The following is a 12,318-nucleotide window of genomic DNA, read 5'->3' as shown; positions in this document are numbered from 1 at the left end:
AATAATTCAAATCTGCAGCTCCTTTAAGATGCTATGTGGCTAAACAGTTTCTGCCACCTTGTATATATGCTTTTGACTAATTGTGAGTAAGTGAAAACATTATAATAAAGAGTTATCGCTAAGATATAAAAAACAAGTCGGCCTAAAATTGAATGGACAACAAAAAAGTATTGTCCCCCCAAAAAATGAATCAAAATAATGATTAACATTAAACGGACTAAGTTTGCCAAATAAATCCATAGTGCACCTATTATCCCGAAAAACAACTTCTCATAGCGATTAAAAATCGGAAAGAAAATAACTAAACTCCAAAAAGCCAGTGTTTCGATAATTCCAGAACATTCATAATCAATTGTCATATTAATTGGTTCAGTTGCATTAAAAATACTAATAATATTATAGTGAATCATTGTCTGACTCATATTAACTAATGATCCCAACCAACCTGTCGTTCTAGTCACTAAATGCGTGGCTAACCAAATCCAATATGGATCGCTTAATGCAATCAAGATAAAAAATAGTCCAATGCTTCCCCAGATAAAGAAAAACGCGGTTAATTTAGCTCTCTTTAATAGTGAAAGTATATATACCCACAAAATACTGCCAATTATTAAATATGGATTCATTTACTCCCTTGATCGCTCCTTGTCTGCTGTTTTTTAAAAATCATCCATAGTGCACCTACTGCAACTAGAAAGCTAATCAACGCTAAAATAAATGGTCTAGTACTGCCACCACTAGCAGTAACTTGCCCTTCCCATAAATTTCTATTTGCTAAAGTAATAACCTGACCAGCAGTATTTGAGCTGCTCGTCAGCGCACTAAATGGAATTTCGCACTCTAATACCGCTCCCCAGCCGTCAACGCTGGAGCTATCCCCCATTTCCTGCGTGATTTTTTGGTATTTAACTGCTACTTGATTATTAAGAACCGTATACGAACCCGTTTTTTCATTATAAATTCCAACGGATAACTCTTTGATTTGGCCCTTACTTAAAGAAACAGATTTATTATTATTAAAATCAATATCATATACGACTCCCCCAACTGTTAATTTATACCCAGACGGCTGAAGTTCAGTGTAACCTCCTGACAATTGGGGCTTCATTTCAACATAGAAATATACATTCTTATCATCTGTTAATAATGAAACGTACTTTATATTGTCATTATCCCCGTTTTCTTTCATAGCTGACTTAGTCTTATCATACCAGTCAGAAAAATCGCCATTAATTGTAATTCCTAAATTTCCAGTTGCCGAGGACTGACTTGTTGAAGATGAATCAGTCGCCGAGGATGATGAATCAGAAGAAGAACTTTCTGCAGCAGAAGATGAACTTGAACTAGCTACAGCAGAAAGCTGAGTTGCTTTAATTGTCTGACCTTGCTGAGTCAAACTAACATTTTCAGCAGTTACATCACTAACACCTAGCTTAGCTAGCGGAAGCCCAATTTCACAAACCTGAACATTGCCGTCTTGTTTAAAGCAAAATTGGCCAATACCATCCCGCCAGCCAAATCCATTATTGTTTCCGGCACTAACAGTTCCCGAAGAGCTCGAATTGTTGAAATATAAATAAAAATCAATTCCATTAATTTTTAAATCATAACTATTACTAGGTACATTGGTATTTTTTATATAGATGTAAACTTGACTATCACTAACTGTTAGTGCCCATTTTCCCCCAGAAGAGCCAAAATTCGTTTTATCAACTTGGCTCCAGTCAGCAAAATCTCCGTCAACACTGATGCTGTCTGCTTTAACAGTTGGTAAAAACCAGTAGTAAATACTTATTAAGCAAAGTATTAGTGTAACTATCAAAAAGTTTCTTTTCATAACTTTCCCCTCGTATTCTGTCCTTCAAACCCAAACTTGCTTAGAAAAATCAAAAAGTATTAGCCGACAATTAATATCCAAAAATTTTAGCCGATAAACAATCTAGAGTGTTTAAAACTTGTTCAATCGGAGGTAATTATGGAAGAAACGTTCAATCTGAGAAACAATCAATTAATAGCCTCGCTTTCCTATGAATTGCAGCCAATTGTAAATGCTTCTGAGTTAAAAATAAGTGATTATGAATTCTTATTGCGCTCTAAAAAGGACAACAAGTTCCCACTAAGCGAATTCAACGCACTTATTCAAAATGAAAAATACAATTCTGCCTTAATGCACTGGCTTAGAGAAGCCCTGCTAAATGAATTCAAAAAAGATCCTGCTAAAACAATTTCAATCAACTTTGATCCACAGCAGCTGGCATTTCCTAGTACTACAAATTTATTGTGCGAATTGTCAAGCCATCAATCACAGCTAATCATCGAAATAACTGAACAGTTTTCCTTTGCAGCTGAACAAAAAGTCGAGTTTGATAAGGCTCTTATACACCTATGTAACAGTGGTTATAAACTTGCTTTTGATGACCTAGGAAGCGGGCAGAACACTTTAGAGTTACTTTTAAATGACTTAAAATATTTCAAAAGAATTAAACTTTCGCTGTTAAAATTCAAACAGCTAGATGCAGATTTATTAGCTGAATTGCTAACTTTTACTCAAATGTTAGCTGAGAAAGAACATTTAGAATTAGTAGTTGAAGGAATTGACTGTGCACAAAAAGCTAAACTTGCTTTAGACCATGGCATTTCTTTACAACAAGGCTTTTGGTGGCGTAAATTAGTTAACAATCACCAAATCAATCAATTGAACAGTCCGGACAAACAATTTGTGCCCGACCGTTACTCTTAGCCATATACACAGCTGCATCAGCATTTCTAATTGTTTCATGGATATTTATTTTCTTATCGGTGTTAGCAATTCCACCAGAAAAAGTTATTGTCGCCTGCTCTCCATCGGTTGTTGAATAATCCGCTTTAGATAACAATTCTTCAAATTCCCAGATAGTTTCATAACCATCCTCGAGAGAAACATTTTTTAAAACAATACAGAATTCCTCACCACCAAAACGAAACACTTTGACTTTTTCTTGATATTTAATTTCAAAGAAATGCCTAAGCTTTTTGGCGAATGATTTCAAAAGGTGATTTCCTTCTAAATGGCCAAACTGGTCATTAATTCGCTTAAAGTTATCCAAGTCAATCATCAAAATCGTGTAATTAACTTTGGTTTGATTAGTAATTCGAATAATATAATTTGAGAAAGCTCGATAATTTAGTAACGCTGTTAAATTATCGTGATTCGTTTCGTATTCTAATTTTTCCATTGTAGCTTCTCTTTTTTGCATTGCTTTTACATAGGAGCAAACCAATACCGTAATAATGATTGAACCAATTAGAATTGGTAAAGAAAAAGTCGATAACTGATCTGTTAAAACCAGGTTCCATTTATATTGATTTTCAATAGGTGTAATAATATTAATAATAATTATTGAAGTTGCATATTTTGCAAAAACATCAAGTTTGTTCAATAGCTGAATTAATTCACAAAACAATATTGTTCCTACAGCCTCTATCAGAACTACCATCATTGCTTTAAGGGAAAAAAGCCCATTCACACTCAGTGAGAGCGCAATTGTTAATGGTACTAATATGAAAGTAAAATAACTGCGCTTTCGACCATCAAAAAAGAAAGCCGTAATTGGAACTGTATATTGGAAACTAATGAATTGAAAATAATTCAACGAGAAAGTTGCCATAACAAAGCCAAAAACCAGGAAAAAAACTGCTAAAACTCCATACTTTAAAAATTGCTGTCTGATTTCATTCTCATAAAGTCGAAAAAAATGAAACTTACAGAACAAAAAACAGATATTCATGATTGGCATAATAAAGCCTAAAGTAACTATCTCGTTCATAATTTTCGCTCCTAGATAGCTTAAAAATGAGATTGTTTTACATAATATTAAATAATTAGTGACTATTCTAACAAAAATGTTCATCATCATAACGCTTTAATAGAGAACTGTTTGAATTAAAACGTTCTTTGAACTTCATCATCTACTAAATTAAACGCTTGTTTATAAGGAAAGGCTTTAAATTCACCAAAAACACTTATTTTTAATCAATGGTACTTGCTCCTTAAAAATAGTTTGCTCCTTAAAACCACTTCAAAAAATTTATTTACTTATAACTTTTTTTAAAAAAATGTGTTAAAAAAATCTTAAAAACCTTTCTTCAAATTATATCCTTATTCTTTAGAAAACTCAACATCGAATCGTTGATTTAAAGAAGTTTATCAAACAGCTTTTGAATATTTACAAAATAAATTTAGTGTTTAAAGTTTAATGTGATAGTTAATTTCAGATACCAATACCTAAGCTTATTTAGGTTTTGAAAACTTTTTCATTGTTATTATTACTTGGTTTTAGTCCTGATAGATGCTAATTCCCCAAGACTTAAACACATGTTTATTTTATGAAACCAATTATAATTGCCATCTAAGTAATATTTTTTGCAAAAAAAAATGGTATCTGCCTTCCACGCAGATACCTCGCCGTATAATAGAATCTTAAGTTTAACATGCAAACTATAGTTTGTCAACCGCAAGTAGTAATCAATAAATTTCAATACTTGAGATTAGTATGCTAACCTTAAGATAGATTTGCATCAAGAAAGGAAGAATGAACATTGAAAATCGGATTTATCGGAACTGGCGTCATGGGATCCGCCATTGCTGGTCATTTAATTGCCGCCGGTCATCAATTAGCAGTATATAATCGGACCAAGAGCAAAACTGATCAGCTAGTCGCGCAAGGAGCTGTCTGGTATGATTCACCGGCCGAAGTAGCTGCAGTCAGTGAATTAGTTTTTACAATGGTTGGTTTCCCTAGTGATGTTAAAGCTGTTTATTTTGGAGAAAAAGGAATATTTAAACAATTGCGAAAAAATTCAATTGTTGTTGACATGACGACCAGTCAACCGTCGCTTGCTGCCCAAATTGGCAATTATGCTACTGAACATAACTTCCACGCATTGGATGCTCCTGTATCCGGCGGTGATATTGGGGCCAAAAATGCTAATCTAACTATTATGGTTGGTGGTGAAGAAAAAATTTATCAACAGCTCTTGCCAATATTTAAATTGATGGGTAAAACAACAACTTATTTTGGAAAAGCCGGTGCCGGACAACATGCCAAAATGGCTAATCAAATTATGATTGCTGGAACAATGACCGGTTTAACTGAAATGTTATTATATACCAAAAAAGCTGGCTTAGATGAACAGAAAGTACTTGCTGCCTTATCAGGCGGAGGAGCCGCTAATTGGAGTATGGAAAACTATGTGCCAAGAATCTTGCGTGACGATTACACTCCCGGATTTTTTGCCCGCCATTTTTTAAAAGATTTGCGGATTGCATTAGCTGAAGCTGATAAAATGGGCTTAGATTTACGTGCAACTGAGAACGCAAAACGATTATATGAAATCATGGTCGATGTCAAAGGCTTAGGCGATCAAGGCACCCAAGGGTTAATTAATATTTACTAATGAGCACAAAAAAGCTTTGAAGCAACTGAGTTCAGTTACTTCAAAGCCTTTTTATTTTTTGTCTAATGATATAAATCAAAACGACCTTTAGCGAACATTTCCTTTAATCCGCCAGTAGCATACAACGCTTTATCCATGATTGCCTTCTTTACAAAAGATGCTGGATAGCCCTTGATGTCTTTTGTGCCAACCATTCCAAAGGCATGGGTGTTGCCAATTGAGGCTACTGATCCTTGTGATTGGAAAGTAAACTTCTCACCTTTAGATCCATTCAATTGCGCTAATAAATTATTAGCTGCATGCTCTCCCATCTTTAAAGCAATTTGAGCCGTTGTCGGGTAAGGCCGCTGATTTTCGTCATTCATCACAGCTGAAACATCCCCGATGATATAAACATTTGGATAATCTGGATCAGTCAAATCTGGGCTCACCATTACTCGACCACGACGCTGCTTGAATTCAGATACTTCCATTACTTTGCTGCCGCTTACTCCGGTAGTCCAAATAATTGTTTTAGCTGTTAATTCTTTAGTAGCACCAGTTTCTTTATCATCCTGATAGATTACTGTGTCTGGTTTAATTTCTTTGATTGGCTTACCGGTCAGGAAGTTAACACCCCAATCTTTCAAATGGGAAATTCCGTAATCCGCCAATTTTTCATTAAACATTGGTAGTAAACGTGTCACCGCTTCAACACAGTAATATTGTAATTCTTCTGGCTGAACACCTGCAATCGATGCCAAATGACGACGAGCATCCGATAATGAACCCAATAGCTCAATCCCTGTAAATCCTGCTCCACAAACAACAATTTTCAAGTCAGCCGGATTTTTAGTTTGTTGATAATCACGCATTTGTTCCACAATATGCTGATAAACTTTTTCAGCAGTTTCAATATCAACCATCTGCAATGCATATTCCTCAACTCCAGGGATTCCAAACGATTCTGAACGAAAGCCCAAGGAAACAATTAAATAATCATAGTGGATGGTTTTACCGTTGCTCAATGTTACTTCTCGCTGCTCACGATTAATCCTTTCAACAGTAGCCTGAACAAAAGTTGTCATCGAGGACTTAACTACATCGTTAATTTCGAAGGTAATTTTCTCCTTTGGTTGAGTACCAGCTGCAACTTCATGCAAATCAGTTGCTTCGTAATGATAACTGTTCCGATCAACCAAAGTAATATGAAAGTCACCTTTTTCTGCTTGTAAACGATGTAATGCTCTTAATCCAGCATAACCTGCACCTAAAATTACAATTTCCTTCATTTTTCCAACATCTCCTTTAATCTTTTTAAACAAATGGCATATAAATTAAATATGAAAGTGCTTGGCTAGCAGCACCAATCGCTAGAATCTTGATCGCACAGCTAAAAGTTTCTTTCTTGACTTGCTTTTGCCAGAACAAACGTACCTGTTTAATAATAACTGGCAAAGCTAACAAAGATAACAAAACTGTCCATGGTGCAATTCCAACGAAGACTGCTGCAATCAAGCCAATAATTGCTGCCAAATTCATTATACCAAAAAAATGTAGTGCACGTTCTTTTCCTAAATAATGAACTAAAGTATATCTCTGATTGCTTTCATCTTCAGCTAAATCACAAATATTGTTGGCCAACATCAAGTTTGAAATCCACAAAGTATTTGGTAGCGAAATTAGCACTACCTGACCTAAACTAGTCCAGTTCCACGTAAAGACTTGGTAAGTATTGATATAAACACAGATCAATGTAATCATAAAGCCCATCGTTGGTCCAGAAAAAAGTTCACCTAATGGCAAGCTTGATAACGGTTTAGGACCAGATGAATAAAAAATGCCAACAAAATAACAGACAAACCCCATTACTAACAGTGGCCAACCGACAATAGCCGAAATTCCAATGCCAATAAGTGCAGATAAGGCAATCATTCCACACATCAACCCGAAAACTAATTGCAGCGATAAATTTTCGCGACCAATAATATTGGTTTTTTCACGATAGTTATCAGTATCAATTGCATGGTGATAATCGTTATAATTATCCATGATGTCAACTGACATATTAAAAATAAACATAGCAATAAAAAACAGTAGCAACAATCCTGGATGAATTGAATGGTAATTATACCAGCTATAACAAGCTCCTAAAATAAAAGGTAATACGCTTGCTGTTTTAGCCTTAATTTCAACCAGTTCTAAAAAAACACGCAGCGACATTCAATGTTCCTCCAATTCTTATTTTTCCCCGCTTAATTGAAAAGTGTGGTTTAATATTACTTAGAAGTATTACCTTGCACAAAATCAAATGCAAGTACAGGAAGGGATTTAACCAATGTTAGATTTATGGAAGCGTTACCCGCAAGTCTCGGAGCAGCTTAATGATGTTAATTCATTAATTCAGAAATTAATGATTTCTGACAACCCAGCTATTCAATCTTTATTAAATGACTGTGCCCGTCAACAAGGAAAAATGTTACGGCCAGGATTCTTTTTATTGTTCTCTCAATTAACGGCAACTCCTGCAGAAAAAAGTGACAGATTAATTAAAATTGCTGCTTCCCTTGAAATTCTTCATCAAGCAACGCTGATCCATGATGACATCATTGATGATTCTCCTTTACGCCGCGGGGCAATTACGCTTCAAGCAAAATATGGTAAGGATACGGCCGTTTATGCAGGTGACTTATTATTCACCGTCTTTTTTCAATTGTTAATTGAAACGATGAATGGCACTCACTATCTAAAAATCAACGCTGATGCTATGCAACAATTGCTCCGCGGAGAGCTGAGCCAAATGGCAGCTCGTTTTCAACAACAGCAACCAGTTACGGCTTATTTAGAAAACATTCGCGGTAAAACTGCCGCATTATTTCGCTTAGCTTGCTTAGAAGGAGCTTACTTTGGCGGTAGTGATTCAACAACAATTGAACTAGCTGGTGAAATCGGCGAAAATATTGGCATGGCCTTTCAAATCTTTGATGATATTCTTGACTACTCTTCCAGTACTGGAGTCTTAAGGAAACCTGTTCTTGAAGATGTTGCCCAAGGTGTCTATACATTGCCGCTCCTGTTAGCCTATCAGACAGCTCCAACTGAATTTAAAGACCTGCTCGATAAAAGACAGCACATAACTAAAAGTGAAATTCGCCAAGTTGCCCACTTAGTAAGAAAACATCAAGGTGTCAATCAAGCTAAAAAATTAGCCCAGAGCTTTACTGAAAAAGCCGCTGAAAAGATTTCACTTCTACCTGACTCTCCTGTCACTAGCGAAATATCTCAGCTAGCGCAAAAATTATTAAAGAGAAAATTTTGACTAATCAAACTGCAGCAAGTTAATTGCGGCAGTTTTTTTGTTTTAACTAATTACATTTTAAATCATATAATAATTTATTTCTAATATTTAGAGTTTAACTTAGAAAAAATTATTCATTTTTCCAAATTCCGCGGTCAACTGCCAATAGTCGTTGATAGTGTCGATTATTAGTCGCTAACTCAGTTGGTGATCCGCTCATTTGCAATTGACCATCTTCAATGAAAATAATTTTGTCCATTAAAGATAATCCTTGCAAATGATGAGTAATCCAAATTAAAGTTTTATCTTTTAATTGTTGATTAAAAGTTTCAATTAATGCCTGTTCCGTAATTGGATCCAAACTGACGGTCGGCTCATCCAAAATAACGATTGGCACTTGTTGAAGTAAGATTCGTGCTAAAGCCAAACGATGGCGCTCTCCACCAGAAAAGCGCAATCCGGCCTCATCAACTTCGGTTTCTAATTGCTGCGGCAACTGCTTAACCAATTCCTTTAGTCCAACTCGCTCCAAGACAGCCCATAACTGTTGATCAGTAGCATTTTCATCAGCTAAGCGTAAATTATTACTTAAGGTTGTATGGAAAAGGTACGGGGCCTGATGCAAAACGCCGATGAAATGACTAATTTGCTGTGTCATTTTCCAAGTGGATTGACCATTTAGTGTCACCAGACCGCTACTTGGTTTTAAATCACCACGTAGCAAATGAGCCAAAGTAGTTTTTCCTGAACCACTTCGGCCAAGAATTGCTAACTTTTCTCCGGGTTTAATAGTCAAACTTAACTCCTTCAAAGCCGGCTTAATTGCTCGCGGATAAGTATAACTAATTTGATCAATTTTTAAAGTGTATGGTCCCCGAGGCGGTTCAACCGTCGTAGCCGTCATTTGCTTTTCATTTTCTGGCAGCTTATTTAATCGAAGTAACGAATCTTGATAAATATTAGTTTCCTCAGCAGCTTGACTTAGTGGAGCAAATGCATCAACCAACGGGAAAATCGAGAGCACAAATGCGGCAATCCAATTAGCTGCTCCTCCATGGCTACCTGGAAAACGAAAACTGCTCCATACCAACAGCATGATAGCAATCACACCAAAAACAACTTGAACCATAAAATCCCGCCGCCGATCGAACTGTTGTAATTTGGCTTTAACTGCGGCCAATTGTTGTTCGTGTTGTCGATGTGTGTTCAGATACTCATCTGCTCTTTGACTAAAAATCCAATCGGAAACACCTAAAATATTATCGGTCAAATCAGTATACAATTGTGTGCGTAACTGTTTACGTCTTTCCTGTCGAGCTGCATTAGCCAATAGTGACCATAACGGAAAAACAAATACTATGACACCAAAAAATAAAAGCATCACCAAACCAAACCACCAAGAGAACCAACCCAGGCCTAGAATAATGAACAAATATAACATCCAAGCTGTAACGGTTGGAAAAACTGTTCGCAAATATAGATTCTGTAAATGAGCAATATCATCAGATAATAAACCTAAGACATCACCGGTTTGATGCCGACTTTTGAAAAAAACAGCATCTCTTTCCAAAGTTTGATATAACTTCAAACGTAAACGCGAGGTTAAACGCAAAACCCAATTATGACTAGTTAAGCGTTCTAAATAACGAAAAACCGGGCGACCAATCCCAAAAGCCCTAGTCAAAACGATTGGTACATAAACCAAAAGAATGTTTTCTGGTAGGGATGCCGAGCGACTAATCAGATACCCTGAGTTAAACATTAAAGCCGAAGCACAAAAGAAGGTTGCAAAGCCCAAAACTAAAGCTAAAATCAGGGACCGGCGATATTTTCTCAAAAAGGGACGAACCCATTTATCTTCTTTAAAAAGGTTAAATAGCTGCATTTAGACACTCCTTAATGATTGACTCAACTTGGCAAAAGCTCCCTGCTGTTGCTGCAATTGAGCTAAACTACCTTGCTCAGCAATCCGACCGTGATCTAAGACAACAATCTGATCCATTTCCTGCATCCAATGCAGCCGATGCGTCGCAAAAAATACTAAATGATTTTCCATCAATGGCAACATCCGCTCTTTTAATTCAACTTCAGTTTCAATATCCAAGTGAGCTGTTGGTTCGTCAAATAACAGAATTTTTCGTTGTTGGTCTAAAAATGCGCGGGCTAAAGCAATACGTTGCGCTTGACCACCGCTTAAACCACGTGCGCCCTCCCCAATTTGGGTATCCAAGCCATGGGGTAATTCTGCAACCAACTGCTCTAAGCCGACCACTTTAACCGCTTCTTTAATTGCTGCGATTGAAGCACTCGGACGGTAAAAAGCAATATTTTCCCGTAATGTTGCCCGAAAAATGTAAGGATTTTGCGGAATATAAATCAATTGCCGCTGCCAGGTTGGTTGCTCAAATGACGAAATCGTTTTTCCAGCTATCTGAATCTGTGCTCGATCAGGATTTAAAAACCCTCCCAATAGGTTAATTAAAGTTGACTTTCCAGAACCGCTGAGTCCAATAATTCCAATCTTCTGGAAACCTGTGACTGCTAAATCAAGCTGTTTTAAAGTCGGTGATGTTTGCTTAGCGTAGGTAAAATCAAGTTGTTGAATTGTCAAATGACTATCTGTTCGCCAAGTTGGCAATTCAATCATTTTAATCTCATTTTTTTTATTTGCTAAAATTTCCTCGATTGCTGTCAAAGCATTTTTACCATCTAAAGTAGCATGATAATCATTAGAAAAATCACGGATAGGTAAAAAGTACTCTGGACTTAAAATCAAAATGGTCAAAGCCGGAAATAACAAAATTGCCCCATTAATTAACCTAATACCCAAAATTACAGCGACTACTGCAATCGAAAGTGTAGTAAAGAAATCCAAAGCAAAAGTTGACAAGATTGCAATTCGCAAAGTGCTCATTGTCGCTTTGCGGAAACGTTCACTCGTTTTAAAAATACTCCGAGCATAACGCCGACTAAGCCCTAGATAACGTAAAGTATCAATTCCCCGCAAGGAATCAACAAAATGATTTGATAATAATTGATACGTATGATATTGATGGTCTGCTTTAGCTTGGGCTGCATAACCCAAAACAATCATAAAAATAATTATCAATGGATAAATCGCCAATAAGAAAGCCCCTGATTTCCAATCAAGCAACCAAACTGCCGCTAATAACACCCAAGGAACAATCGTCATAGTCGCAACTTTTGCCAAAATTAATTGCAGATAATTTTCAACTTGATCAATTCCCTCTAAAGCCATTGTTGTCACGTTACCGGTACCTTGATCTTGAATAATTTGCGGTCCTTGCTCAAAAACCTTAGTTAGTAAATCTTGCCGCAACCGTTGTGCTTGTTGCTGAGCATAATTGTCTAGTATACGCGTACGCAATAACAAACATATATGACGCAACAAATAGCAAGCAACAAAAGCTAAGATCCAGTTCCATTGTTCGGTTAAAGACTTTCCTTCCCACAAATTAGTAATTGCTTTGGCTAAAAAACAAGCCTGCCCCAGAATCGAAGCGGCTTGCAATAGTGCCAATCCTAACAACAACGCTAAAACTCGGCGAATTCCAGGAAAAGACATTAATTTTTTATCAATCATA

At 36.4% G+C, this 12,318-nt stretch carries 10 protein-coding genes; 3 read left to right on the top strand and 7 right to left on the bottom strand.

What is annotated here, in order from left to right; genetic code table 11:
* Positions 1-23: 23 nt before the first annotated feature.
* Both xrtG and G6O73_RS10270 read right to left on the bottom strand, forming a co-directional pair.
* The gene (gene xrtG / locus G6O73_RS10275) at positions 24-626 is read right to left on the bottom strand and encodes an exosortase family protein XrtG (protein WP_057884940.1); all 603 of its coding nucleotides are present in this window, start codon (positions 624-626) and stop codon (positions 24-26) included.
* Positions 623-1,837 (bottom strand): Firmicu-CTERM sorting domain-containing protein, encoded by a 1,215-nt coding sequence (locus tag G6O73_RS10270; protein WP_057884939.1) that lies wholly within the window; start codon positions 1,835-1,837, stop codon positions 623-625. The genes xrtG and G6O73_RS10270 overlap by 4 nt, the downstream gene beginning before the upstream one ends.
* Positions 1,838-1,975: 138 nt before the next feature.
* Between G6O73_RS10270 and G6O73_RS10265 the strand changes: the two genes are divergently transcribed.
* The gene (locus G6O73_RS10265) at positions 1,976-2,740 is read left to right on the top strand and encodes an EAL domain-containing protein (RefSeq protein ID WP_057884938.1); all 765 of its coding nucleotides are present in this window, start codon (positions 1,976-1,978) and stop codon (positions 2,738-2,740) included.
* On the opposite strand, the gene G6O73_RS10260 is transcribed toward G6O73_RS10265, so the two are convergent.
* Positions 2,688-3,806: a GGDEF domain-containing protein gene (locus G6O73_RS10260; protein WP_057884937.1), complete on the bottom strand. Its 1,119-nt coding sequence runs from the start codon at positions 3,804-3,806 to the stop codon at positions 2,688-2,690. The genes G6O73_RS10265 and G6O73_RS10260 overlap by 53 nt on opposite strands.
* A gap of 772 nt (positions 3,807-4,578) precedes the next feature.
* On the opposite strand from G6O73_RS10260, the gene G6O73_RS10255 reads away from it, so the two are divergent.
* Positions 4,579-5,436 carry an NAD(P)-dependent oxidoreductase gene (locus G6O73_RS10255; protein ID WP_057884936.1) on the top strand — a complete coding sequence of 286 codons (858 nt, stop codon included), beginning with the start codon at positions 4,579-4,581 and terminating at the stop codon, positions 5,434-5,436.
* A gap of 62 nt (positions 5,437-5,498) precedes the next feature.
* On the opposite strand, the gene G6O73_RS10250 is transcribed toward G6O73_RS10255, so the two are convergent.
* Both G6O73_RS10250 and G6O73_RS10245 read right to left on the bottom strand, forming a co-directional pair.
* A complete protein-coding gene (locus G6O73_RS10250; RefSeq protein ID WP_057884935.1) occupies positions 5,499-6,707 on the bottom strand; it encodes an NAD(P)/FAD-dependent oxidoreductase in 1,209 nt (402 codons plus the stop codon).
* Positions 6,708-6,732: 25 nt separating this feature from the next.
* Positions 6,733-7,638 carry a prenyltransferase gene (locus tag G6O73_RS10245; RefSeq protein ID WP_057884934.1) on the bottom strand — a complete coding sequence of 302 codons (906 nt, stop codon included), beginning with the start codon at positions 7,636-7,638 and terminating at the stop codon, positions 6,733-6,735.
* A gap of 115 nt (positions 7,639-7,753) precedes the next feature.
* On the opposite strand from G6O73_RS10245, the gene G6O73_RS10240 reads away from it, so the two are divergent.
* Positions 7,754-8,734: a polyprenyl synthetase family protein gene (locus tag G6O73_RS10240; RefSeq protein ID WP_057884933.1), complete on the top strand. Its 981-nt coding sequence runs from the start codon at positions 7,754-7,756 to the stop codon at positions 8,732-8,734.
* Between the two features lie 109 nt (positions 8,735-8,843).
* Here G6O73_RS10240 and cydC read toward each other — a convergent pair whose 3' ends face one another.
* Positions 8,844-10,598: a thiol reductant ABC exporter subunit CydC gene (cydC, locus tag G6O73_RS10235; protein ID WP_057884932.1), complete on the bottom strand. Its 1,755-nt coding sequence runs from the start codon at positions 10,596-10,598 to the stop codon at positions 8,844-8,846.
* A complete protein-coding gene (gene cydD, locus G6O73_RS10230; RefSeq protein WP_057884931.1) occupies positions 10,599-12,317 on the bottom strand; it encodes a thiol reductant ABC exporter subunit CydD in 1,719 nt (572 codons plus the stop codon).
* Position 12,318 lies beyond the last annotated feature (1 nt).

The sequence above is a fragment of the Liquorilactobacillus nagelii DSM 13675 genome (genome assembly GCF_019444005.1).
Taxonomy (GTDB): Bacteria; Bacillota; Bacilli; order Lactobacillales; family Lactobacillaceae; genus Liquorilactobacillus; species Liquorilactobacillus nagelii.
This window is presented reverse-complemented; position numbering and strand designations above follow the sequence as displayed.

Coding starts and splice junctions, on each gene's coding strand:
- xrtG (WP_057884940.1), bottom strand. CDS start 626: ATGAATCCATATTTAATAATTGGCAGTATTTTGTGGGTATATATACTT.
- G6O73_RS10270 (WP_057884939.1), bottom strand. CDS start 1,837: ATGAAAAGAAACTTTTTGATAGTTACACTAATACTTTGCTTAATAAGT.
- G6O73_RS10265 (WP_057884938.1), top strand. CDS start 1,976: ATGGAAGAAACGTTCAATCTGAGAAACAATCAATTAATAGCCTCGCTT.
- G6O73_RS10260 (WP_057884937.1), bottom strand. CDS start 3,806: ATGAACGAGATAGTTACTTTAGGCTTTATTATGCCAATCATGAATATC.
- G6O73_RS10250 (WP_057884935.1), bottom strand. CDS start 6,707: ATGAAGGAAATTGTAATTTTAGGTGCAGGTTATGCTGGATTAAGAGCA.
- G6O73_RS10245 (WP_057884934.1), bottom strand. CDS start 7,638: ATGTCGCTGCGTGTTTTTTTAGAACTGGTTGAAATTAAGGCTAAAACA.
- G6O73_RS10240 (WP_057884933.1), top strand. CDS start 7,754: ATGTTAGATTTATGGAAGCGTTACCCGCAAGTCTCGGAGCAGCTTAAT.
- cydC (WP_057884932.1), bottom strand. CDS start 10,598: ATGCAGCTATTTAACCTTTTTAAAGAAGATAAATGGGTTCGTCCCTTT.
- cydD (WP_057884931.1), bottom strand. CDS start 12,317: ATGATTGATAAAAAATTAATGTCTTTTCCTGGAATTCGCCGAGTTTTA.